General features: G+C 64.5%; 29 protein-coding genes. All 29 read right to left on the bottom strand.

Annotation, left to right across the window (positions count from 1 at the left end; translation table 11 throughout):
• Positions 1 to 11: 11 nt before the first annotated feature.
• On the bottom strand, positions 12 to 665 hold the full coding sequence (locus tag LPH33_RS03980) for a phage gene 29 protein family protein (RefSeq protein WP_229567184.1): 654 nt from the start codon (positions 663 to 665) through the stop codon (positions 12 to 14).
• A 17-nt stretch (positions 666 to 682) separates the two neighbouring features.
• Positions 683 to 1,210: a hypothetical protein gene (locus LPH33_RS03975; RefSeq protein ID WP_229567181.1), complete on the bottom strand. Its 528-nt coding sequence runs from the start codon at positions 1,208 to 1,210 to the stop codon at positions 683 to 685.
• 49 nt (positions 1,211 to 1,259) lie between these two features.
• The gene (locus tag LPH33_RS03970) at positions 1,260 to 2,405 is read right to left on the bottom strand and encodes a hypothetical protein (RefSeq protein WP_229567180.1); all 1,146 of its coding nucleotides are present in this window, start codon (positions 2,403 to 2,405) and stop codon (positions 1,260 to 1,262) included.
• A 10-nt stretch (positions 2,406 to 2,415) separates the two neighbouring features.
• The gene (locus tag LPH33_RS03965; protein ID WP_229567177.1) at positions 2,416 to 3,369 is read right to left on the bottom strand and encodes a hypothetical protein; all 954 of its coding nucleotides are present in this window, start codon (positions 3,367 to 3,369) and stop codon (positions 2,416 to 2,418) included.
• Between the two features lie 5 nt (positions 3,370 to 3,374).
• Positions 3,375 to 8,333 (bottom strand): tape measure protein, encoded by a 4,959-nt coding sequence (locus LPH33_RS03960; protein WP_229567176.1) that lies wholly within the window; start codon positions 8,331 to 8,333, stop codon positions 3,375 to 3,377.
• Between the two features lie 439 nt (positions 8,334 to 8,772).
• On the bottom strand, positions 8,773 to 9,429 hold the full coding sequence (locus LPH33_RS03955) for a hypothetical protein (RefSeq protein ID WP_229567173.1): 657 nt from the start codon (positions 9,427 to 9,429) through the stop codon (positions 8,773 to 8,775).
• Positions 9,372 to 9,785, bottom strand: coding sequence for a hypothetical protein (locus LPH33_RS03950; RefSeq protein ID WP_229567171.1), 414 nt, complete (start codon positions 9,783 to 9,785; stop codon positions 9,372 to 9,374). Before LPH33_RS03950 ends, LPH33_RS03955 begins: the two co-directional genes overlap by 58 nt.
• 131 nt (positions 9,786 to 9,916) lie before the next feature.
• Positions 9,917 to 10,723: an IPT/TIG domain-containing protein gene (locus LPH33_RS03945; protein ID WP_229567168.1), complete on the bottom strand. Its 807-nt coding sequence runs from the start codon at positions 10,721 to 10,723 to the stop codon at positions 9,917 to 9,919.
• A 66-nt stretch (positions 10,724 to 10,789) separates the two neighbouring features.
• A complete protein-coding gene (locus tag LPH33_RS03940; RefSeq protein ID WP_192378676.1) occupies positions 10,790 to 11,086 on the bottom strand; it encodes a hypothetical protein in 297 nt (98 codons plus the stop codon).
• An 82-nt stretch (positions 11,087 to 11,168) separates the two neighbouring features.
• Entirely contained in the window at positions 11,169 to 11,438 is a 270-nt protein-coding gene (locus LPH33_RS03935) for a hypothetical protein (protein WP_192378675.1), read from the bottom strand.
• Positions 11,438 to 11,839: a hypothetical protein gene (locus LPH33_RS03930; RefSeq protein WP_229567166.1), complete on the bottom strand. Its 402-nt coding sequence runs from the start codon at positions 11,837 to 11,839 to the stop codon at positions 11,438 to 11,440. Before LPH33_RS03930 ends, LPH33_RS03935 begins: the two co-directional genes overlap by 1 nt.
• Positions 11,760 to 12,074, bottom strand: a complete 315-nt coding sequence (locus LPH33_RS03925) for a hypothetical protein (RefSeq protein ID WP_229567163.1) — start codon at positions 12,072 to 12,074, stop codon at positions 11,760 to 11,762. Before LPH33_RS03925 ends, LPH33_RS03930 begins: the two co-directional genes overlap by 80 nt.
• Positions 12,075 to 12,115: 41 nt before the next feature.
• Positions 12,116 to 12,481 carry a hypothetical protein gene (locus LPH33_RS03920; RefSeq protein WP_229567161.1) on the bottom strand — a complete coding sequence of 122 codons (366 nt, stop codon included), beginning with the start codon at positions 12,479 to 12,481 and terminating at the stop codon, positions 12,116 to 12,118.
• Entirely contained in the window at positions 12,456 to 12,746 is a 291-nt protein-coding gene (locus LPH33_RS03915) for a hypothetical protein (RefSeq protein WP_229567158.1), read from the bottom strand. The genes LPH33_RS03920 and LPH33_RS03915 overlap by 26 nt, the downstream gene beginning before the upstream one ends.
• Positions 12,746 to 13,789 (bottom strand): major capsid protein, encoded by a 1,044-nt coding sequence (locus tag LPH33_RS03910; RefSeq protein WP_192378670.1) that lies wholly within the window; start codon positions 13,787 to 13,789, stop codon positions 12,746 to 12,748. The genes LPH33_RS03915 and LPH33_RS03910 overlap by 1 nt, the downstream gene beginning before the upstream one ends.
• A 60-nt stretch (positions 13,790 to 13,849) precedes the next feature.
• Entirely contained in the window at positions 13,850 to 14,272 is a 423-nt protein-coding gene (locus tag LPH33_RS03905) for a head decoration protein (RefSeq protein ID WP_229567156.1), read from the bottom strand.
• A 21-nt stretch (positions 14,273 to 14,293) separates the two neighbouring features.
• Positions 14,294 to 14,920, bottom strand: coding sequence for a hypothetical protein (locus LPH33_RS03900; protein ID WP_229567153.1), 627 nt, complete (start codon positions 14,918 to 14,920; stop codon positions 14,294 to 14,296).
• Between the two features lie 84 nt (positions 14,921 to 15,004).
• Entirely contained in the window at positions 15,005 to 15,799 is a 795-nt protein-coding gene (locus LPH33_RS03895; RefSeq protein ID WP_229567151.1) for a hypothetical protein, read from the bottom strand.
• Positions 15,783 to 17,234 carry a phage portal protein gene (locus LPH33_RS03890; protein WP_229567149.1) on the bottom strand — a complete coding sequence of 484 codons (1,452 nt, stop codon included), beginning with the start codon at positions 17,232 to 17,234 and terminating at the stop codon, positions 15,783 to 15,785. The genes LPH33_RS03895 and LPH33_RS03890 overlap by 17 nt, the downstream gene beginning before the upstream one ends.
• On the bottom strand, positions 17,231 to 18,868 hold the full coding sequence (locus LPH33_RS03885; RefSeq protein WP_229567147.1) for a hypothetical protein: 1,638 nt from the start codon (positions 18,866 to 18,868) through the stop codon (positions 17,231 to 17,233). Before LPH33_RS03885 ends, LPH33_RS03890 begins: the two co-directional genes overlap by 4 nt.
• 69 nt (positions 18,869 to 18,937) lie before the next feature.
• Positions 18,938 to 19,189 carry a hypothetical protein gene (locus LPH33_RS03880; RefSeq protein WP_229567145.1) on the bottom strand — a complete coding sequence of 84 codons (252 nt, stop codon included), beginning with the start codon at positions 19,187 to 19,189 and terminating at the stop codon, positions 18,938 to 18,940.
• Positions 19,186 to 19,476 (bottom strand): hypothetical protein, encoded by a 291-nt coding sequence (locus tag LPH33_RS03875; RefSeq protein ID WP_229567143.1) that lies wholly within the window; start codon positions 19,474 to 19,476, stop codon positions 19,186 to 19,188. Before LPH33_RS03875 ends, LPH33_RS03880 begins: the two co-directional genes overlap by 4 nt.
• Positions 19,473 to 20,234, bottom strand: coding sequence for a BRO family protein (locus tag LPH33_RS03870; protein ID WP_229567141.1), 762 nt, complete (start codon positions 20,232 to 20,234; stop codon positions 19,473 to 19,475). The genes LPH33_RS03875 and LPH33_RS03870 overlap by 4 nt, the downstream gene beginning before the upstream one ends.
• A gap of 71 nt (positions 20,235 to 20,305) precedes the next feature.
• Positions 20,306 to 20,722: a hypothetical protein gene (locus tag LPH33_RS03865; protein WP_229567138.1), complete on the bottom strand. Its 417-nt coding sequence runs from the start codon at positions 20,720 to 20,722 to the stop codon at positions 20,306 to 20,308.
• A 64-nt stretch (positions 20,723 to 20,786) separates the two neighbouring features.
• The gene (locus tag LPH33_RS03860) at positions 20,787 to 21,050 is read right to left on the bottom strand and encodes a hypothetical protein (RefSeq protein ID WP_192378661.1); all 264 of its coding nucleotides are present in this window, start codon (positions 21,048 to 21,050) and stop codon (positions 20,787 to 20,789) included.
• Between the two features lie 136 nt (positions 21,051 to 21,186).
• The gene (locus LPH33_RS26930) at positions 21,187 to 21,489 is read right to left on the bottom strand and encodes an HNH endonuclease (protein WP_367652173.1); all 303 of its coding nucleotides are present in this window, start codon (positions 21,487 to 21,489) and stop codon (positions 21,187 to 21,189) included.
• A 214-nt stretch (positions 21,490 to 21,703) separates the two neighbouring features.
• Complete coding sequence (locus tag LPH33_RS03855) at positions 21,704 to 21,973, bottom strand: hypothetical protein (RefSeq protein ID WP_229567137.1); 270 nt, start codon at positions 21,971 to 21,973, stop codon at positions 21,704 to 21,706.
• 69 nt (positions 21,974 to 22,042) lie between these two features.
• Positions 22,043 to 22,180 carry a hypothetical protein gene (locus tag LPH33_RS03850; RefSeq protein WP_229567135.1) on the bottom strand — a complete coding sequence of 46 codons (138 nt, stop codon included), beginning with the start codon at positions 22,178 to 22,180 and terminating at the stop codon, positions 22,043 to 22,045.
• Positions 22,180 to 22,377 carry a hypothetical protein gene (locus LPH33_RS03845; RefSeq protein ID WP_229567133.1) on the bottom strand — a complete coding sequence of 66 codons (198 nt, stop codon included), beginning with the start codon at positions 22,375 to 22,377 and terminating at the stop codon, positions 22,180 to 22,182. Before LPH33_RS03845 ends, LPH33_RS03850 begins: the two co-directional genes overlap by 1 nt.
• Positions 22,378 to 22,590: the final 213 nt, after the last annotated feature.

Genomic DNA, 22,590 nt, shown 5'->3' with positions numbered 1-22,590 from the left:
GCCGCAAGGCCTCAGTCGTCGAGTCCGAGATGGTTGATGATGCGGTCAGCGACGCCCTGCCCCACATAGGAGGCGGGCTCGACTTTCATGCCGAAGGAGTCGAGGACGCCGACGAGCTGGTCGATGTCGACCTCGAGACGACGCGCGAGATCGGACACCTGCAGGTATCCGTCCGGGGCTTCGGCCTTCGGTGCGCCGTCCAGCCCGAACTCCTCGAGCAGGGTCTTCTTCAGGTCGGCCTTGTCGGTCTGGCCGAGCTGGGAGACAAGGTCTTTCATCGTCGCGCGAGGAAGGTCCGGAGTGGACGGGTCCACCCATCGGCCGGCCGCGGTGAAGCGATCGGCCGTCATGTGCCGCGGCGCCTGGTATTTCAGCTTCGGTTTGCGCACAGGCCGGATGCCGAGCATCCACTGCCGCCACGACACCATTTCCCAGTACTCGGTGGGCAGCGGCAGCGGCGCGCCCTGGACGCCCGGCATGGCCGTGAACGTCCAGAGCAGCGCCTGCCGTGGATTCGTCAGGTCGCAGTTCTCGCGGGTGGGTAGACCTTTGCCTTCCCACGCCGGCCACTGGTCGAATGTCTTGCCGCCGATCTTGCCGAGCGTGTCGGTGAAGGCCTTCATCTGCCGGGCCTGCTTGGTTGCAGTGGTCGACGGCTTGGACATGCGAATGTTCTCCTGTTCTAGAATCCGACTTGTTGCAGGCTCGAAACGAACGCCTCGATCTGCTCCCATGCGCGGGCGACGGGGTCCTGCAGGGCCCGGTCGTCGCCGAAAGTGAGCGTCCATCCGACGGCCTCGTCACGAGACCAGGACAGGGACACCTTGGACACACGGTCCATGTAGATCCGGTACGAGCGGTCGCCGCGGATGGTGTATCCACCGCGTTTGCCGAGCCAGAGGTGGCCTTTCTGCCCGACGAGGTAGGGTGCTGCGTCGCGCACCGAAAATTCGTGCGCGGCAAACGAACGCGTCGCCCAGAACCCGGCGCGTAGCACCATCAGGGCACTGATGGTGTAGGCCTTACCGGCACCTTCCTGGAAGTACTCGAAGTATCGAGTCCATCCCGAGTTGTTCGCTCGTGCAGCGCTCCTCGCGACCATCCAGGCGAGCAGCGTGTCTTCGAAAAATGGGCGCAAGATGGCTTCGGCCACCCCGCCGACCGGCGGGACGCCGGGGATCATCGCGGTGAGATCCCCGATCATCTGCACGGTCGCGGAGATTAGTTCGTTGACAGGATCGTCTGTGCCCCAACCTTATTCAGGCTGGGGCACAGACGACCCCCGGCATCGAGTGTCCTCCCGTGACGATCTGGATTCCCTTGGACGGAGTTTTCCGCAGGCGGTAACTCTGGATCCCGGAATCCTCGGTGTCCTCGTAGATCGCGAACGGAGCCGACGCGTTCGTTTCCTTGTTGCCCGGCTCGTAGTACTCCGGTGGGATCGTGGTGTCCATCACCAGCGACTCGGTCGAGTCGATGTAGTCCTGCGTGAACTGGGTGATGGTGTGGATCAGTCCGTCCCACACGGTGCCGCCGGTCGCGGTGCCGGTGTAGCGGCCCGAGTTGTCCTCGAACGACACGACACGCGTGCCGTGACGCAGGTTCGCGCCGGGCCATGGTTCGGGATCGCCTTCGAACCACACCTCGACCTTCGGGGTGATCTCGCCGTCCTGCATCATTGCCTTGGCGACGTCGTGGTAGTTCTTGAACCGCGACGCGCCGATCCCCCACAGGTGGCCGGCCGCCATCGATTCCATGAACGAGATCGGTTTGACGACCATCGACCACGTCGACTGGTCGAGATCGGTCCGTTGGTCCGGGTCCATCGGATCGTTGGGCATCGCCCACGTCGACCCACGCTCGCGTTGCAGCTGCAGATCGAGCATCACCGACAGCACCCACGGAATCGGCCCCGGCAGGATAAACACGCGCGGGAACTGCACGTGTTCGCTGAGCCAGGGGTTGGACCAGACGGAATACCACTTCAGCCGCTCGTAGTCGGACTGGAACACCGCCTTGACGACCTGGTCGCCGGTCTCTTCGTCCAACTCGAGTTCGACGTGATCGAGCAGACCGCCGATCCGGGACTCGGCGTACTCGATCGTGATGTTGACGTTGCGTTTCTCACCGCGCAACATCCGCCCGTACTCGTCGAACAGCCACTGCCCGGTCGGATGATCGAACGGATGCTTCAGTTCGATCTGTCCGGTGTCCGCCTCGACGAGGTCTGCGCGGCAGGAGTATTCGGCTTCGACGACGTGCTGCAGGCGCATCTCGCCGTCGTGGAGCAGCACCTCCGGGGGAACTTCCCGGACGAGGCGCTCAGCCTCCTCGATCGCCTGGATCGCTGCCAGGCCCTGTTCGATCTGTTCGTCGAGCGAGAGGTCGAAGTCGATTACCGACATAGCCACCTCCTCACTTGGTGCCGTAGGGGTGCTCGTACCGGCGCGGGAGATAGAGCTTGACCTTCGCGCCGCCGGCCGGTGCGTTCATCACCGACACCGGCAGCGTCTGCTCCTGCGTGCACGGTGGGATCACGTACTTGAACCGCATACCGGGAATCGGCATCCGGCCCAATAGGTTCGTGTCCGCGGCATCGCGGATCATGAGCTTTCGCGTCGTGTCGAGACTGACACGGCCGACGCCTTCGAGCGCACCGATCGTCGGCAGCGGGATCGCACGGTTGCGGTCGTCACGTCCGGTCGCCTTCGACACCCCGGGCCGCCGGTTCCACTTCTTCCCTTCCCACGACACGTCCGGCAGGATCCAGTCGCCGCGGGTGACAACCCACTCCTGTTTCATCGGCTGATGCGTCGGGTTGCGCACGGGGATCTCACCGGCACCGGAGCGCTGTTTGGTGGACCACTCGTAGACCAGGTCCTCTTCTTCCCAGAAGGGCTGGCCGGCGCGGAGCGGGATGATCGGGTTCTCGTAGTCGGCGAGCAGCGGGTCGATGCCAGGATCGAAGTCCTCGTTCTCGTACATCTGGACGTAGAGCCACCGCGTCGTCGACGGGGTGATGACCTCGATCTTCGCCAGGTGCGCGTCGTGGTCCCATTCGTCCTCGCGGTAGCCGAACGCTTCACGGAACCGCGACGCGATGTTCTGCTGGCTACCGCCCCGCACACCCTGGGATGTGATGTTGAAACCGAGCGCGAGATCGCGCCAGTCGTGCCACTTGCCCTTCATCACGCCGCCGTCCGAGCGGGCCCCGGCCGCCCATGCGGTGCGGACCGGGGCCGAGAACAGCCCTTGGACTTGGTCTTTGCCCAGAGTGACACCCTGAGCACCCTCGCCGGGACCGTGGACGCACCAGAAGGAATCGTCTTGGCCGTGGATATTGATGGTCATGCCACGAGGCAGTGACATCGACGTCACACCATCCTCCCTCCGTAACGCATCATCTGGCGCCGCTGGGCATCGGTGGCGGACCGGATCATTCGGGACTCGTTCGCAAAGGTCGGTTGCACGATCTGGATCGAGAAGTCGTACGACGTCGGTGCTGCCGGTTCGAGCGAGTCGAGATTGGCGATCTGCGCAATGTTCTCGAACTCGGCTGGCGTGAACACCGGCTCAGGATCACGCCCGAGGTTGATTCCGATATCACCCGGATTGAGCCAGCCACCCGAGTCGTAGACCTTCGGCCCCTTCCGCAAAAGATCCTCGATCCACTTCGGAGTGCCCGTGCCAGGCAGCTTCCCCGCGAAGTCCTGCAGGCCGTCATAACCGAGCAGCCCTGCAAGCGGATGCGCATGCGCACCCTCACCATCCGCGGCATCACCCTGACGGGACCCGATGATCTCGGGCTTCTTCTCCTTCGACTTCTTCTTGGACTTACCGTCCTTCGCCGAGTCGAGTTCGTACTTCGGCCACGGAATATCCAACCACCGCGACTCGATACCGAAGATCTCGAGCGCAGAGTCGAACATGATGCCGGCGACCTGAGCGCCGTACGACGCGACGCGGTCACGCAGCGTCTCGGTCGTCCACCCGTCCTTGCCGGTGCCCTTGTCCTTCTCCTCGCGTTCCTCGATCCGTTCGATCGTGGTGTCGAGATTGTTCCGGGCCTCGAAAACTGCGAGGTCGGCCTTCTCCTTGTCGATCGTCGTCGAGTCCGGATCGGAATACACCTTGTCACGCGCCAGCTGAGCATCGAGGATGGCGATCTCGGCGCGGCGGACAGCGAGGCTGTCCTCGTCCATCTTACCTTCGAGCTCCGGGGCTGGCGTGACGATCATCGCGGCGCCACCCTCACCGTCCCGCTTCTTCTCGAGTTCCCGGACTTTCAACTCGGCCTGCGCCACCTTGATGTCGGCCTGCTGCCGGTCCGCGTCGGACTTCTTCTCGTTGGCATACGCCTTGTCACGAGCTTCCATCGCCTGCAGCACCGCAACCCGAGCCGACTCGAGGGCGAGCTCATCCTTCTCCGTCCACTCCGACGGCGGTTCCATCCCCATCGGCGTGGAACCGGTCGGCTCACCGACCTCCTGCGAAACCGCCCAATGCACGTGGTCCTGATGCTCGGCCATCGTGCCAGCCCCATAGAACCCGACGCCGTCACCGACGAACCCTTGCCCCTGACCGATATTCCGAGTGAACGGCGAATGGATCAGCTGCAGCGTGATACCGGCATAGTTGTCGGCGATCCACGCTGCGAGAGAACGCATCTCCGGCGTGGAGGGCATCCCGGCCCCGGTGTTCGAGAAGTCCGCGGCCTGATTCTTCGAGTGGTATCCGTTGTCCGTGAACCGCAACCCCGACGTGAACTCCATGCCAGGGAAGCGACGCTGGACGGCACGGACCATCGACTGGACGATCGGACCACCTTCGGCGTACTTGCCGACCTGACCAGCTGCCAGCGCAGCGCGGAACCGGTACACACCTTCGTGCCCGCCGAGACGATTGACGTCGTCGACAGTCAGCATGTGTTCACCCGGCATCGCCAAGATCGGCACCGAGTCCTTACCCCACACACCACCGGTGATCGGGCCACCCTGGGCGCGCCCGGTGACCGGAATCGGACCCCGGATGTCCGGGTTGCCGAAGTAGGTCTGACGAGCGCCGGCATCCTGATTCAGGTAGCGAACGTCGATCGTAATTGTGCGAGGCTTCGCCGCTTCGTCGATCGTGTCGCTGATCAACTTGGCGTTGTCCATCGCCTCCTTGATCTTCAACCAGAACTCGGTTTCCGGGTTCGCCGCGGCAAGTTCCTTCAGCATCTTCATGCTGATCTCGCCGTTCTCCCGCAAGCTATCGATGATCAATTCCGCTTCGGGGGTGGGCTTTTCCGCACCGAGAATCTCGATCATTCTCTCCGCTTCGCCGACGTCGAGCAGGAACCTGTCGTCGTCGAGATCCAGACCGGGAGTGGCTGTCAGGTCATCCAGAGACCGGTATTTCTCGAGGTACTCGTCGAGCAGCAACATCGATGCCGGGTCTTTCGGCTGGATGTCGACGTACGCGGTGCCCTCGATCGCCTTGAGCTGGAAACCAGCTTCGCGGAGCCAGTCCTTGGTCCCGTCATCTGTGATCGCAACACGAATGTTCTGCTCGTCGGTCGTCCGGAACAGGTTTTCGATGAGCTGTAGATCCTGTACCACCTGGTCTTTTCCGGCGACCTTCACCTGCAGGAGAAGCTCGTCGACGTTGAATCCGCGGCTTTCGAACAGGGCGCGAACCTCGTCGACCTCGAGGCCTGCGTTCGTCGCCCACCGTTTGATCTGCTCTTCGCTCTCGGCGAGGAAATCGTCGAGAGGGGCACCGGCGGTGGCGAGGCCGGCGAGCTTGGCGATGACCTCGTCCATCTCGTCACGGAGCATCCGGGCATTGGCGACGCTCATGTCCAGGGCACCGTCCTTGAACAGACCCTGCCCGATGCCTGCCTCGGCGTCCCACTCGCTGCCACCAGCGAGTTTGTCCATAAGCTCACCGAATTCGGCTGCGGCTTCTTCGACGTCCGGCTTCACGCCTGCGAGCGTCTGCAGGATCCTGTGCAACGCGCCCGCTCGATCTGCCGCCGAATTCGACTTATCCGCCAGGGTGTCAATCGCCGCAGCCATCTCCCCCGCAGCCGGCGTCGCTTTCTCCGCTGCTTCCTTCGTCGCCAGGATCGCGTCACGATCACGCTGGAGAGCATCGAGCGCAGCGACCGCCGACGAGTCCGTCTTGTCGATCCCCGCGGAGAATCGCATCCAGTGGCCCGTAGATGCGGTAAGGGTCCGGGCCAGTTCGGCGTCGGACATCGTCAGCGAGTCCAGGCCCGCTGCGACTTTCTCCGCTTCCCTGCGCACCGATTCCTGTGTGCGCTTGGACTCGGCGAACGACTTTCCGGTGCCTAGGACCGAATTCCCCAGTTCCTGCCATCCCGCGGCGGCCTTGCTCAAGAATCCGGGGCCGGTCTTGGACAACTCGGAGTTCTCTCTGCGGATCCGCGCCACGTTGTCGGCGACCACCCCGAGGACGTTGTCGTCGATCGCACCGGCACTATCAGCCATCGCGCGTGCGAGGTCACGTTGCCCGATCGCTGCCGCGGCCGCCGACTCCCTCAGAAGTTCATGGTGCCTGCGGGTAGTGCTGATCTCGGAGTTAACCGCGACGAACGCTCCGGCCGCGGCCATCAGTCCGACGACGAGTGGACCACCCATAGCGGTGACCATTCCGCCGACCGCGCGAGAAGCTCCCGACGCGGCGGTGCTCAGCGCAGACAGCCCGGCTGCTCCGGTTCCTCGGGCAACTGCACCCATCCGGGAAATGTTCGATGCGGCTGTCAGCCCAGCTGCCCGCCCGAGAGCGTCGACGCGGGTGAAGGCGTCTCCGGACCGGTTGGCCAGGTTCTGCGCGGACCGCGCGGCCGCCGCCTGTGTGCGGGACAGACCCGTCAGGTGCGTGGATGCGGTGCGGTAGGCGTCACCCATCCGTGCGAATGCAGCCGACCGTGTTTGCAGCACTGCCATCGCTGCACCCATCCGGGTGATGCGTTGGCCGGCCTGCTCCGCAAACCGCGTCTGCAGCTGCATGTGCTGACCAAATCCGCGAATGGCACCGGTGGTGTTCGTGACGACGGTACTGGTCGCCACGAACGGTGTATTGATGCGCGAGATGAGCGCGGGAATTCCCTTGAGCGCAGCGAACGCCAGGACGAGGGCGGTGACTGCACCCTGGTTGTTCTCCATCAGCGACGCGGTCGCTTGGAGAGCTGGGACGAGGGTCGCATCGAGTATCGGTGCGACTGCTTCGAGGGTGGCCAGCAGGACCTGCCACGTCGACACGCCAGTCGCGGCGGTCGCCTCCATGAGCGAAGATCCGATCTGCTTGATCGGTGGCCACAGAGCTTCCGCGGTGGACAGCAGGCCGTCGAGAACGGATGTCAGTCGGGCAACGGTGTCGGCGCCGACGTCGCTGCTGCGGAGTTCGTCGAATGCGGCGGCGAGTTTGGGGCCCCAGTCTTCGAACACCTTGTGGTCGAGCGCCTGGGCAAGGGGTTTGACAGTGTCGGTCAGTTCGTCGATCGCGGTGATTCCGGAACCGAGCCAGCCGGTCAGCCTGCCGAAGGTCGGTTCGAGTGCTGAGGCACCGAGCCTGCCCATCGCGGCCATCGTGTTCGCCCACTGAGAGGACACCGTCGTCGCCGCGGTCGCAGCACCGCCGATATTGTTCTCGATTGCCCGCCGATACGTTTCGGCGTCGACTTTGCCCTCGGACACCATGTCCGACAGCGCCTCTTGTGTGACGTCCAGTTCCTTTGCGAGGTACTGATAGATCGGGATACCGCGCTGAGCCAGCTGGTTCAGCTGGAGCGTATAGACCTTGCCCTTGGTGGTGGCCTGGTTGAACAGCAGACCGATGTCCTCGAGCGGCGCACCGGCCACGGTCGCGGTGTCCGCGACCAGTGACAGGTACTTGGTCAGTTCCTCGCCGGGCTTGATCCCTGCAGCGACGGCAGAGCCTGCCAGCGCTGCGGCTTCCCCGAGTCCGTACGACGTTCCCTTGACCGAAGCGAGACTGCTCGCCATCACCTTCTCGACCGACTGCGCGGAATGCCCTAGCGCCACGAGCTTTCCCTCCGCGTCGTCGATCGCGGAGAGTCGCTGCCAACCCTTGGTGAGAGCGGTTCCGACACCGGCGACAGCTGCGGTTGTTGCCGCCGCCGCGGCGCCGACTGCGCCGGCCTTGAGTGTTCTCCCGAGTGCGTTCGACATGCGATCGCCCATGTCCCGGCCTGCACGGTCCGCTGCGGCACCCGAAGCCTTGAGGGTTCGGTCGATCTCCCTCGACATGCCTTTCGTGTCAACGACGAGCGACACGTACGCTGTGGCCAGTTCCTGCCCTGCCATCGGGCACCTCCTTTGCACCCGGGTCCGGGTATGACGAAGCCCCCGCTTACGGATGCAAACGGGGGCTTCGAGTTCAATGTTCAGTTACATGGCGGCCGGCCTGGCAGTGTTATTCGTCGAACCGACCGAAGTGCTCTTCGAACCATTTCTGGTCCGCCGGTTCATTGCAGTCGTACGGACCACGTTCGAACGCACCGGACCTGAATTGCATGGTGAAATGCAGGGCATCGGCACGGTCCTCGCTGGGGGCGCTCGCGTCCGCGAGAGTGCTGGTTGCCTCCTGCAGTTCGAGGGAGCCAGGAGTCACCGACGCGAACAGCTCGCACGCTTCAGCGCGACGCTCCTCCACAGACGGTTCGGAACTGCATCCCGACAGAAGCAACACTGCACAGAGCGCCGCGAGAATTGTCCGTTTCATACCACCATCATCTCGCGGCGATCATTCGACGTTACGGTAGGTCTCCCTCGTGATGATCTTGTCAACGCTTGAGGAGTTGATCCCGAATCCCGCGGCGAGTTGTTCCGCATTGAGACCGGCTTGAGCCATCTTTCGGATCGCGCGTACCTCCGCCGCTCGGAGTCGGCCGCGACGGGCCGGCCGAGCAGGTTCGGGTAGCTCGACCGGGTCCGCGACTGGGACGGCGGCCTGCGTGTACTGGGCGCGCCGGCGTGCGAGTTCGGCACGAATGTCAGTTGCCGGCACCGAGACCACGTCGGTGTCCTTGACGACACGTGTGTTCGCCTTCTTCCCGTCGATGCCGGGGCGTGGCAGTGGCTTCGGTTTCGGCGTGTTCTTGTTGCCGGCGCGTTGCCAGTTGCCGCCTTGGATGCCGTCGAAGATCCCGGCGAGGAGGTACTCGATGAGGTTCCACTGCCACGAATCCGGGTGTCGTAGGCGCATCAGCGCTGAATCGGATTTCAGCCACCGGAACACGCACAGCAGGTCCCAGTACGACAGTTTCCACGTCCCGAGATCTACAAGGTTCAGTCCCCGATCGAGCAGGTCGGCCTGGATGGCCCCCGCCGTCTCCGGGTCGGCTAGGAGGCGTCGGAGGCCGAGGATTCCCCCTCCGACACCTTCGATGCCTCGACCCACATCGAGTGGATGCCGTGCTCGACGACGACGTCCTTCTCGATGTCATTTCCGTCCTTGTCCTTCTCACCGGTCTTCTCGGTCCGGAAGGTTCCGAGCAGCTGTGGACGGGTGAGCTTCGCAGCGGAAATCGCAGCGGCGACCTTCGGGTCGACCCGCCGGATCAGTTCCTTCACGAACCCGTACGAACCACGATTGCCGGGATGCTCGAGCAGTTCGACAGCCGGACCGGGCAGGTACTGCAGGAACGGCAGCCGATACGTCGGTCCGCCTTCCTCGATCTGGAAGGTGAAGTAGTTGTCGGGGTTCTCGGCGCCGGACTTGGGAACGATGAACGGCGAAGCGGAGGTAGCAGACATGGGGACACGCCTTTCTTCAGATGATGGTGTGGGAGCGCCGAGCCCGCCCGGTGAGAGGCGGCGCGTCCCAACGGTGAACCTTCACCGGGCGGGAACAAGAAGACACCCACCGAGGTGGTGTCTTGCGGGGCTCACGCGTAGGTGAGCGTGGCGGCGGCCGAGGGGCCGGCCGCGTTGGAGACGATCACCGGCACGGTTCCGGATCCGGCGGGGACGTCGAGGACAATCCAGTTCGCGGACAGCACCGTGTACTCGACAGCGTCTCCGTCGACGGTCACGCCGGTGACACCGGCGAAACCGAAGCCGCGGACCGCTACCAACCCACCGGTCGAGTCGACCGTGGCCGGGTCGAACCAGTCGATGACCGGAACGGCGGCTGCGGAACCGAGAGCCGGGGACCGGTATTCGCGAACGAAGCGGGCGTTCTTCTCGAACACCTCGATGGTGATCGGGTATTCGACCGTGTCGGTGTGCACCAGCGAGTGGTCCCCGACCGTGGTGATCTGCCCTTCGGCGACGACGAGGCGCTTGAGCCGGTTCTCGTTGTCAAGGGTGTCGGCGATCCACACGCACCGGGGCAGCACCTGCTTGGTGGAATCGACAACCGTGGGGAACCCGTCCAAGTCGAAGATGACGTTGTCGTCACCGAAGATCGACTTGAGAACGGAACCGTTGTAGTCGTCGAGCAGGGTGGTCTGCAGCGTCTCGGTGTAGTCGTTCTGCAGGATCGCCACGGTGTGCCCACCGAAGGCCTTCTTCTTCTGGGTGTCTCGGCTGATGGACCGGGCGATGCCGGATTCGCCGAGGTCACCGAGGTCCTCGTACAACGGCGAGACCGACGCCAGATCGGTGACGGCGTCGGTGGGCAGCGAAGTGCCGATGGGTGCGCGGAACAGTGTTCCGGTCGATCGGGGGGCGGCAACAGAAATGTCGGCCATGATGGGGTGCCCCTTTCGAAGGCAAGTGTGGGACGCGCCTGGGGAAAGGGAATGGAGCAGGTGGTTCTATCTCGCGGCGATGCCGAGAGTGCCGGTGATCTGCCACCGGGATTGCGTGGTCACGTCCGGGTCGTCGAAGTGGGCGCAGCCAGCTTCTTCCCAGCCGAGCAGACGCACACCGTCGACGGAACTGAACCGGTGCGCTTTGAGCAGTGCGCGCACACGGTCAGCGAGTTGTTCGGCGGCAGGCTCGTCCGGTGCCCAGCACTCGAAGATCAGCACGGGCCGGTCGGTGACCTTGTTGGCCATGACACCGCCAGCGCGGTCGACGCGCACGATCGACGGCGGCCGCGTCTTCGGCATCCTTGTTGTGACAGGGACCGGAGCGAGCAGCGGCGTAAGTAGCTTCACAACAGTGGCGAGAGCCGGGGCCGGGGTGATCAGCTCAACCACGGCCGGCCTCGAGAGCGCGGATCAGAACGTTCCGCTTCGCGTTCGACCGCTTCGCCTGTCGAGTCACGGCCGCAACGGAGGTTCGCCACCGGCCCTGGGGGCGGGCCGCGCCCTGTCGAGATGACATCTCGTACCCGGCGGAGGTTCCGCCGGCTGCACGCAGGACCGCGGCTGCTCGGCGTTCGAGGTCGGCGCGCACGCCAGGGGCGGCGCGGAGATCCTTGTAGCCCTTGATGTGGTGCTGGATGCGTACGTTCGCCATCAGAACCTCCGAGTGTAGTTCTGCATCCTCTGCTGTTCGCGTGCCCGAGCCTTCTGGAACACGCCCGGGGTGAACGCGCCGGCAGTAACGAATCGGATGTCGTCGGGGTAGGGGTCGTGGAGAGCGGCGGCAATCCGTTGGAGCGCGGAGGTGTCCGCGGTGACGTCACAGAGCACTTCCCCGTTGGCGGCAGGTTCATCGGAAACCGTCATCGTGACAGGAATGTCCACGGTTCCGATTTCGACGCCACCGTCGGGCAGTTCAGCATCGCCGAACACTGCGATGATCCGGACAGGAATTCCGTTCGGCATGACAGCCATGTCAGCCCTCCACTCGTCGTAGTTGCAGCGACACCATCCCCGGGATGAAGAAGGGGTTGTTGTTCGGATCGCTGTCCTCACCGATGACCTCGTACTGCTTTCCGTTGATCCGGACACGGTCGTGCGCTTTGGCGTTCATCGACTGCGGCGCATACAGCAACAGTTCGACGATGACCCTGTCGTGTCCGGCGACGACCGGCTCGGTGGACTTCGGTGGCTCCCACCCGAAGACACGAACCTCGACCGGCGGCGCCCATCCCTCGATGGGGTTGTTGTGGGCGTCGACGTCCGCGGACTCGCGGTACACCTCATGCAAAACCGGAATCGTGCACCTGCGCAGGAACGCCCGGGTTCGCCTCACCATGTCGCCACATTCACCACGCCGCGGCGCCACCTGCGCAGCATCCGACGGTCGGATCTCGACAGCCACGGCCCGCCGGCTGTGCTGTCTCCGGTGTAGTTCTGCGACAACTGAAAGCTGCCGGCGGACATCTGCGTGGATTCGACCCCCGGCGTGTCGATGTCGCTGTCGAGCGCCCGCGCCACGATCCGTGAGGTCACGATACGGACGGCGTCGGGCGTCGGAGTGGGCAGCGGGCGACATACGCTCGCCACCAACTCCGACGCCTCCTCGAGGAGCCCTTCGACCCGGACTGCGTCCTCGTCGGTCAGTTCACGACCGAGACGCATTTCGACGTCAACTGTCGTCGCCAGCAGAGGCATCGGGGTCCTCACCGTCGGTGTCTGCGCCCCCACCATCCGAATCGTCCGCCGGGGGCGGTGTGTCCGGAGCCGACGGCTTCGTCGTGGACTTGCGGCTCGACGTCATCTTCTTCGCGGCCGCGGCCTTCACAGGGCGTGCATCCCACACGTTCGGATTGGTGATCTTCTTGACCGCCCACGTGGGCACATCGTCACCCGGCCCGAACTGGACCATGCCGTCCGGGCCGTCGACGCACACGTAGCGGGTCAGGTTCCGGCCACCCATCAGGCCACGTCCGCGACGAGCAGCTTCTTCGCATCGGTGAGCACCGGCTGACCGACCGCATCGACATAGGTGTGCTTCGAGAACGGCGGATTGTCGTTTTTGATGACGACACCGACGATGCCGGGTGCGTCGGAGAAGCTGTAGTCGGTCTTCGCGGCGTCGAGCAGCTCGAGTGCGGTCGCAGTCAGGCCGTACCGCATGTGACCGAGCTCTGCGGGGTCCGCGGGCAGGAAGATCACCTTGTCGTCGGCGATGACCCGGGTGTCGACGTCGTCGACGGACAGCTGGGTGTCGTACGCGGGCCGCGGGGTCGGAAGGCCTTCCGAGGCGAGCAGTTCGGACAGCTCGGTCATCGTGACGCGAGTACGGCCCTGGGTGGCGCCGTACACCGCGTCGATGATCTCCTTGTTCTTCTGCATCAGCCGCAGCGAGCGCAGCGACGTGAGGAACGTTGCAGGGCGGGAGCCGTTGGTGGCGGTCCACACATCCGACCAGGCGAGCAGGTCGGTCAGCGGAACCGAACCGGTCGTGTCGGTCCATGCGGCGCCGGCGGGACTGACCGCATGGTTGGCGGGCATCCCGTAGTCCGCCTCACCCTGGAATCCGTTCTCGTTGATGGTCAGCTTGCCGTCGGTGAGAACGTCGCCCCAGGCGAGTTCGACACGGTTGAGGACCTCACGGGTGAGGTTCTCGGCGTCGTTGTAAACCGCGGTGGCAAGGGCCTCCTTGAAGGTACCTCCCGTCCGCGCGAACTCGAGCTGCAGACGCTCGTATTCACCGACACCGATGGACGAGGACAGCGGCGCCAGCGGCACGCGCGCCTCGGAGCCGACGTCCCGCTCGGAGACGTGGATCGCGCCGTCGAAGCTGCGGTACTTCGCGGTGCGGTTCTTCTTCACGATCTCCGCAAAGTCGACGGTGTTCTTGTCGCTGTACACGGTCGGGAAGATCTGGGACAGGACGTTGTCGGCCGGGGTGGGGACCCGCCGGACGAAGGTGATCAGCGCGTCCGGGGCGACCGGCGCGTCGAAGAAGATGGCCATAATTCAGTTGCTCCCTGTCAGGGGTAGTCGATCGAGAAATTGGGGTGCAGCGGTCCGCGATCAGTCGCCGGAAGCCGCGGGCGCAACGTAGGGGGTCTCGTAGCCGACCAGGCTGAGCTGGCCCTTCGCGGCGTTGTCGAGGCCGTGCCCGGCGGGCAGCCGCGACTCGGAGACGAAGCCGTGCACGATGATCGCGTTGCCGACCTTCGTCTCACCGACGACGCTCACCGAATTGAACAGGTGCCCCGCGGCGACCTCGCGGCCATCCGAGGCGGTCGCGGAGTAGGGGCCGTACAGGCCGGTCGCGGTGATCTTGCCGACCACAATGCCCGAGGGGATGTACCCGTTCGGGTAGTGCGTAGCCGGGGTGAACTTCGAAACGTCGAGGGTGACGGACGGCTTGTGGTCCGTCCCGTGCTGCGATGCAAGCCAGGAACGGTTTTCCACCTGGTGCTCGGTCCGCTTGACCGAAATACTGGTCATGACTGCCCCTTCCAGGGATCGTTACGTCTTGGGGGTCCCGAACCGTCGATCTGCCTCTGCAGCACCGAGTTCGCGGGACGATGTCTTGTTCGAGGACGGGTGGTTGATGTAGAGGTCCACCCCCGTTCCCGCTGCCGACGGCGGCGGGGTGTTCTTCAGCCGATCGGTCACCTTGGCCTTGACCTGGGCTTCGAAATCGGCGGCAGTGGGGTCGAGCGTCCCGATCTCCGCCATGAACGAGCGCGAATCGAGCAGCGCCGCGCCCACTTCGCCCCCACACAGCAGGACCGCATTCTCGATCTTCGTTTCCCGGGCCTGCTGCTGTGCCGCAGCGAGATCCGCGCTGAGCTTCGCCGGGTCCGGCGGCGTTTCCGTGTCACCGGTGAATGCCTTGGCGAAAGTATCGAACTGCTCCGCCTTGGTTTTCAGGTCGTCGTAGTCCGCGTAATCCTTCGTCAGTGTCGCCTTCTGACGTTCCAGGCGCTCGCTGACGATACGGTCGACGTCCGCCTGAGTGAACGTTTTCGGCTGTGCCGTGTCGCCCCCACCGCCGCCACCGCCACCTTCAGGGTCTGGAGGAGTGCTACCGCCTCCGTTGTCGTCGGGCAGTGGCAGCGTGAAGCCGGTACGAAACATCCTGCGGTTCATGAATCCTTCTTTCCGTGAGCCCGTCGGCATGACCGTCCATTGAGCGCTGGACGTGAGCGCAACCCCCACCAGCGGTGGGGTGGTCTATTTCGTGGCGTTGGAATTGGCACGCATGTGAGCGACGATCGAATTCAGGTCACCGGCACCAGCACCCGGAGCTACAGCCCGCGAAGCAGCGACGTAGTCCTTCTCCCACTGGGAGACGTACGACGGCGGCTCGTATGAGCCACCGGGCCGGACTTCCACCGCAATACACCGACAGCTCGGGTGGTAGGTGTCTCCGGCGGCCTGTTTGCCACGCACTCTGCCGCGCCGACCGATTCTTCCGCCGCGCTTGCGGCCCTGGTAGTTGCGCCACCATTCCCACCGTTCGGCGCCGACAGTGACCGCGGCGGCTTCGGTGGAGTAGACCGCGCCGCGCGTTGCCATGACACGGCAGAACGCGCACGCGGTCGCAGACGCGTAACGGGCCCACGTCGAGCCGGGCTCCATCCGGACGTTGCCGACAATGGTTTCGCGGGCCATGTCGAACAACGACAGCTGCAGATCGGATACCAGGCGGTCCAGCGCTTTCTCCCCGATGGCGCCGAGCGCCCAGCGGGCATTGTCGGTATACCGCTCGACGGGAGGCAATGGCGCTGGGGTGGCTCGGTAGGTGAGATTCGGGGCGGCATCGTCGTACCAGAGCGCAGCGAATTCGGAGGCGGCTGTCCCCCACTTGGACGGGATCTCGGGATAGGCCTGTTCGATCAGTCGCCGAAAAGCTTGGGACTCGAGATCCATCGCCGAGGCCGCGCGCCAGAGCTTGACGACGTCCTCGACAGCGAGGGTGTGCAGTTGCACCAGGATCCGCTGGCGTTCGCTAGGCGTCGTCGTCATCGACGCGCCTCGATGCCAGGTTGTGGACTTGCAGGTCCGTCGACGCCGTCGCGGCCGCCTGGTCGAGACCGGACAGGATCTGCGTCAGCGACGCCCGCCGCTTGTCCTCGACGAGCTGCTTCTGCTCGATATCGGACAGGCCGATGCGGTCGTAGGTGACCTTCGAGTCCGCCGGCAGGATGTTCGCCGCGACCAGCTTCATTCCGGCATCCGCGGCCGCCGACGGTGTCGGTGTGGACGGGGATGCCCACTCGACGTGTATGTCGGCGAGTTTGTCCTCGTCGACTGTGCCGTCACGCCAGAGCAGGATCTTGCGGGCGACGTTGATCCAGTGCCAGTCCATTTCGCGCATTCGCTCGATCGCGCGTTGCTCGATCTGCGACTCGAGGGCCTTGATCGAGTCCGATGAGGCCGGGTTGTCCGTCATGATTCCGAAGTACGACGCCGGGAGCCCTGAATCGGAGGCAACCATGAGCGACAGGTATTTCATGATGTCGATGTACGACGTCGGCGGCGACGGCTTGAACTCGTGCATCGTCGGGTTCGCTGTGCCGTCTTCGGCCGGCGGGACGATGTTCATCCGCCCCATCACCAGCGACCAACCCAGCCGGTACTTCTCGTCGTCACTCATGTCCTCGGTGACACCGAACTGCTCCGGATCGGCACCGATCGCCGCGCGCATCGGCCCGGAGAAGAACTCGCGGTGCACTTCGAGGCCAAGCATGGTCCGGGCCGCGGCACTGATCGTGTACTCGATCGGTGCGGTGATCAGCGACCGGCCGTTCGGGTGCGAGTCGTTGGGGCGGTGCTTGAACTGCTCGACCGGGACCTCGCCGCGCTGGTGACGGTCACGGTGCGTGACGGTGAGTCTGCGGTCCCTGCGTTCGAGGGTGATCGTCTCGTTCGGCAGGTACAGTGTCTCGGCGAGCGTCCAGCCCTTGTCATTTCGGACTTGCAGCAACGCTGCATCGAGTTGTCCGGTCCAGTAGTTTTCGCGGACCGCCATCACCGAGGGCGACTTCGATTCCACGACCATTCGGCCGGCCTTGTTCTTGCCGACGACGACGAACGATGTGCCGACTACCAGCGCGTTTTCCATGACCCGGTCCGACTTCGTGCGGAGCCTGGTCGTGGCGACGACCTTGTCGAGACTCTGCAGGTCCCCCGCCGGGGCCTGGAAGTCCAGGAACCGGGACCGTGCAGCGTTGGTGTTGACGACCGTTCCGCCCCATCCGATACGGACCGGCCAGTCCTTGAGCATCGGTGGTACCGCGATGCCGATCTGGTCGGCGACGAACTCGCCTTCGTAGAGGGCGAGTTTCTTCTCGTTCTTGGCGGCGTAGTACCGGACCTTCTCACGCAGCTCGCCGATCGTTCGGGCTTCTGCATCGGACAGTTCGTCGGGAAGCGTCTCATCCAGAATCGGATCTATCACAGCGTCACCGCCTTTCGCTTCTTCACGGGTTTGCCGATGCCCTTGGCGATCGCGTCGATGCGCGCCTTCCAGGCCATGACCGCCGCGTAGGCGGCGTCGATCTTCTCGGGACTGTCCGGATATGCCTTGAAGATGAGATAGCCGTTACGGACGTTTCGGCGACGAGCGTTGAGCACATGCCGGGTGAGAGATGGTCCACCGTCGTGGGTCATTTCGCCGTTGACGATGGCCAGCCGCATCCGTTCGACGTACTCGATCACGCGCGAGTCCTTTCCTCGTGGCCACGCTGCGATCGGTGACTGTGCGGACGCCTTGACCTTCAGCTTGCGTCCGTACTTCGCTTCCCACGCCGCGACCTGAGACGTCCATCCGGACGGATCGGCGTAGAACCCGACGACGTTCCACTGGTCCATGCACGCACGGACTGTGGAGTCGACGTCGAGGACCGACGGTGCCCAGTCCCGCCCGGCGGGGCCTGCGGGCTGTTCCCACACCCGGATCTCGAACATGTGCCCATCGGAGACACGGCACCCGACGAGCGCGGTCGCGTCGGCTTTACCGCGGTTGCGTCCGCGGGAGCCGTCGAATCCGAGCACGATCGGATCGGACGAGCCGATTACCTTGTCGACGTCCAGGCGGGCAGCCCAGTCGGGTTGCCGCACCCACGAGTCCGACGCGTGGGTGATCTGGTTGAGAAAGTCCGACCGCGCGATCTGAATGTCCGTGGCCGGATCCCAGATCCGCGAGACCAGCGCGTCGAGGTCCACGTGCCCAGGAGCACACGGAGGGTCGTGGATGACGCAACCGTCCGGATGCCCGGATGAGTCGCCGTACGCGTACCGTAGCCCGTCGATCAGCCCCGTGTACTCCTCGTCACTGTCCTCGTCGGGCGAGTCCCGGTCGGTCAGGCTCGTGTCCGGAGGCGCCTCACGATGGTCGTAGAGCAGACCTTCCTCGCGGACACGCCCTTGCCTGATGTCCGCCCAGTACGCCGCCGACTGCTCCGCAACCGAGCCTTCGCCAGGGATGAACGCATTCGGAGACTCGACCGTGCGACCACCATTCTTCGAGGTGTTCGTGCGGATCGTCTGCGCGAGCAGCGGACCACCATTCGACGGCACCCACTCCTCCGTTTGGTCCAGGACCGCGAACGTCGAGGGTGCGCCCTTGACTGTACGAGAGCTCGACGTGACCGATTTGATGTGACCGCGCGGCAGGTTCACCACTGTGTCCAGAGGTTCGAGCCCGCGGTACTCGTCGATCACGGGACCTTCGCGGAGCATCTCGAGCATCGGTTGCCACGTGTTGTTGGTCTGTTCTTCCGACACCGCAGCGATCTGCACGAGCGGGGTCCGCACCTTGGTCCAGGGCTTGCCGACCGGTTGTCCGTACGCGTCCCACCCATCCGGTAGCACCGGGGCCAGAGCTTCGACAATCGCGAGGGCCGCGAGCAGCGGAGACTTCCCCCAACCACGCGGCCGGCCGAGCAAACCCCGGTTCCGGCGAAACCGGCCCGTCTCCGGGTCGATCTCGTAGAACGCGAGGATGAAGTCCTCTTGCTCGAGATACGGAACGAACGGCTCGTACTCGTCCTTCGCTGGAGCTGCGAGGTAGGTGGTGATCCAGTCGATCACTGCGTATCCGAGGGTCGGCACCTCGCCCTCGACCGATGGCTTCCAGGGGATGGCGATGCACCCCCTTCGTCAGACGGAGTCGGAGACCTTCGTGTATGTGGCTGCAGCGTTGGCTGCACAAAGCGCCTCGGCGATCTTCAGCGCGTCGTCCGACGACAGATGTATTTCGATCACCATTGGTCCGGATGTGACAGCCACCGTGACGACGTCAGTGAGGTCGGCGCGTTCGCCGTGACCGATTGCGACAGAGATACCGTCCGATCTGATCGTCGTTTGAGGCTTGGCGTAGTAGCCGACAGGAGCAAGGTCCGAGATGGTCATACGGGGTCTCCGTTCGCGCGTTTGAAGTCGTCAGGGAACGCCTTGATATGGGCGAGAAGTGCGTTGTGCAGCCGCGCGATGTCGTCGTCGGTGAGCGAGTACGGTCCGATCTCGAACCTCGGACCCATGGCATCGAACGCAGAGCGCACCGGCATCGCGATCCATTGACCACCGGTCTCGTCGACTGCCGGTTCGATCAGCGTCTCGTCGAAGACGACCCTGCTTCCGCCCAGATCCGGGTCATCGAACCGATCGAAATCGAGTACGGGGAATCGGGACTCGATCATGACGCCGAACCCTCCAGCTCAAGCTGCACAGGTTCGGTGATCTGCGCGAGCTTCTTCCGTAGAAACTCGATTCCGGGAGGACGGACCGTTGTCGTCGCGGTGGGTACGACCTCACGGGTATTCCGGTTGATGTATGTGCCGGGCGTGACCTTGAAGTGATGGTCGTAACGTCGGTACGGGAGGTTGTTCGACTGGAGTACGCCGAGTTTGCGGAGCTCGCGCATCATGACATTGCGGCCCCAGCCAAGGATCCGCGCAGTCGCAGCGAAGTCGAACGTGCCGTCCGAGTTCATGAGCTCGTCGTAGAAGTTCGCTTTCGGTTCGAGTTCGGCGATCTTCTCGTCTTTCTCGGTGAGCATCTGCTGCGCCTCGAGGACCGCGTGCGCGAGGAGCTCGGCGCCGGTAAGTGCCGGGGCGACGCTGTATGTGCCGGTGCGCCGAATCGTCGGCAATACGTCGTGAGTGAGCCAACGCTTGATATCACGAGCCTTGGCTGACTGACTGCCCAGGATTGCGGCGTAGAAGCCAGGCTCAGAGATGATGGTCATCTGCTGGATTCCGCCAGGGGTGTGCAGATCTCGCACCCCCTTGTCCTCGGGGTCGAGTCGGCGATTCATAGCGGAGGTCGCGCTGTACTCAAGCACGGATGCGACATCGGCGGCGACGAACCACGGTTCCCCGTTGAGGTCAATAGTGCGGACGTTTGTCGTGCCGTACGTGAACGGGACGAGCTGTCCGGTAGAGTCTGATGCTGACATCGAGGTTTCCTCTCGGTGTTCGGGCCCCGCGGAGTTCACGCTCCGGCGGGGCATTTTCATTGGGTAGGTGTTCAGACCGCGCGGAACGGGCCGCGTCTCTCGCGCGCACCGCCGGTCGGTTTCGTGCGTCGCTCTTCCGCCTCATCGGCGGCGGCGAACTGGATTTTCAATCGAGCCCGGTCTTCCGGGGTCGCACCGAACTTCGCCACACGTAACCGGAGTTCGGCGGCGAGCTTGATTTCGCCGTTCCAGAACCGTGCGTGCAGCAGCGCGGTATCCATCAATTCGGACCAGTCCGTCGACGTGAAGTCCTCGGAGAGCGGCGAATCACGCCACATCTGCCACCAGTGCTTCGTGCGCGCCGGCCACTGGAAACGCTTCTTCTTCCCTGTCACCTCGTCGGTGAACCACACCGCCGGCAACGGCGGTTGCGGTTCACGGGTAGCGGGGATGATGCGTAGCGGTGCGGGTTCGGCGTTGCGGCGCACCCGTTTCGACGGGTCCTTCGGGGCGGGGCCACGGCCGGCCATGGTGGTACCTCCGTCCAGGTGATCAGTCCTCAGCGATCCACTTCCGCACGCGACAGGCCATGAACTCGGCCAGGCCGAGTTGATTCGCGATCGGGACACTGTCGTCTCGGTTGTGAAGGAACGTCGATGTGGCGGTGTCGCCGTCGGCGTCCCAATGGCGCCGGTTCGCGACGACGATGTAGTCGACGAGGACCCCGTCCTCGATGTCGGAGTAGGCCGCCCAGACGCGGTCGATCGCGGCGGTGAGCGCGTCGTCCGCGGCGATCTGTTCGGGGGTTCGAGGCATCGTTCACCTTCCATCGGTTCGGCCCGAAATCCCCAGACCCGTACAACATCTCAGCGCCTTTGCCCTCCGTGGGAACTGCGCGAGGCGAGGGGGGTCCCCCGCCACCCCCGCGCCGGACGCCGCAGGTCAGGGCGGGTCAGCGGAGGAGGCCGGGGTGAGGCTCGTCGTAGAGGGGTCGGCGGCGGCGTGCCCTGCCGTCTGCAGCCTCGACCTGGGTTTTCACATCGTGGCAGTCGTCACACAATGTCTGGCCGTTGTCGAGACTGTCGTCCCCACCTCGGGCCGTGTTGACCTTGTGGTCGGCCCGCAGGGTCCGGCCGGTGGGGTCGTGGCGGCCACACCTGCGGCATCGGTACCCGTCCCGGGTCAGGACTGCGGTGCGCCACCGCTTGTGTGCTGCGGTGCCGGTGCGGCTCCGGCCTCCCGACCGCCACGCCATCACCGACCGCCTTTCGGTGTCCCTGCCCGCATGCCCGGCCTGCGGGCAGGGCGGTCGGTGGGATCAGAGTTGATGGCGGTGAATTCGTCGCGGGATTCGGCGAAGGATGCTCGGGGTTTGTCGTCGCGAAGCATGAGGATTCGGTTCCGTTGTTCGGTCAGGTTCGGGGAGCGATCGTGGCGGGTTGTGGTCCGGCGGAGCGGAGCGGATCGGATCAGGCTTTGGCCTTGGTCTTGGCAAGCGGTGATGTTCGGGGGATGCGGATGCGTCGGCGCCGGGTCAGCAACGTGTGCGGGCCGGTGATCCCGCCGACCACCTTGGGATATCCGCGTTCATCGCGGACGATGAACGTGCCCTTCAACCATCGGTGGTTGACCTGTCGGACGGACTCGTCGAGAACGTCGTGGCATTGCGGACCAAGGATCTTCAGGACCTCGGTGTACGCGGTGGTTCCGCGACGGAAGGGATCCGGTCGTGACGACATGGGCTCTCCTCGGGGCTGGGTCGGGAAGTTCGAGGCCGGCCATGCCGGGGAGCAGGGTCCGGGGGCGGGTCAGTCCCGGGCCCCGATCCGGGATTCGAGGTGGGTTATGCGCTGGTGGAGCATCGCCACTCCGGAATTGTCGCCGTCCTGCTCCGCGATTCGGAGGAGGACCTGGGCGTCGAACAGCTGGTCCCACGGACTCGGCATCACGACCTCCGGAAGAGTCGATTGCGCACGGTGCGATCCGCGTCGACGAGCGGCAGGTCGGCCGGTTCGGCGTGGACGTGCAGGACGCCGATGTGGATCGTCACGGCCGGGTCGTGCGGGGTGTCGTTGTCGATCGCATCGGCGATGCGTCGCAACACGGCACCGGTGATCTTCGTGATCGAGCCGATCGGATCCATGACGGGACCTCCAGATGTGGGTGTGCCCCACCTACCAGCAGGGGTTGCGGTAGGTGGGGCACGGTTCCCGGCGGGCGCTGGCGAGAGCGACCGCACACCGGGAAGTTCAGGTGTTTCCCCTGGAATGCGAATGACGCGCACCCGATTTTGGGTACGCGTCATCGACAGAGGACATCATGCCTGTTGATAACTTTTTCTGCAAGCCGTCCCGAG

Origin of the sequence: Rhodococcus sp. RDE2, from assembly GCF_020885655.1 — a bacterium.
Classification (GTDB): Bacteria; Actinomycetota; Actinomycetes; order Mycobacteriales; family Mycobacteriaceae; genus Rhodococcus; species Rhodococcus pyridinivorans.
The sequence above is the reverse complement of the archived record's forward strand: the minus strand, read 5'-3'. Positions and strand labels throughout refer to the sequence as shown.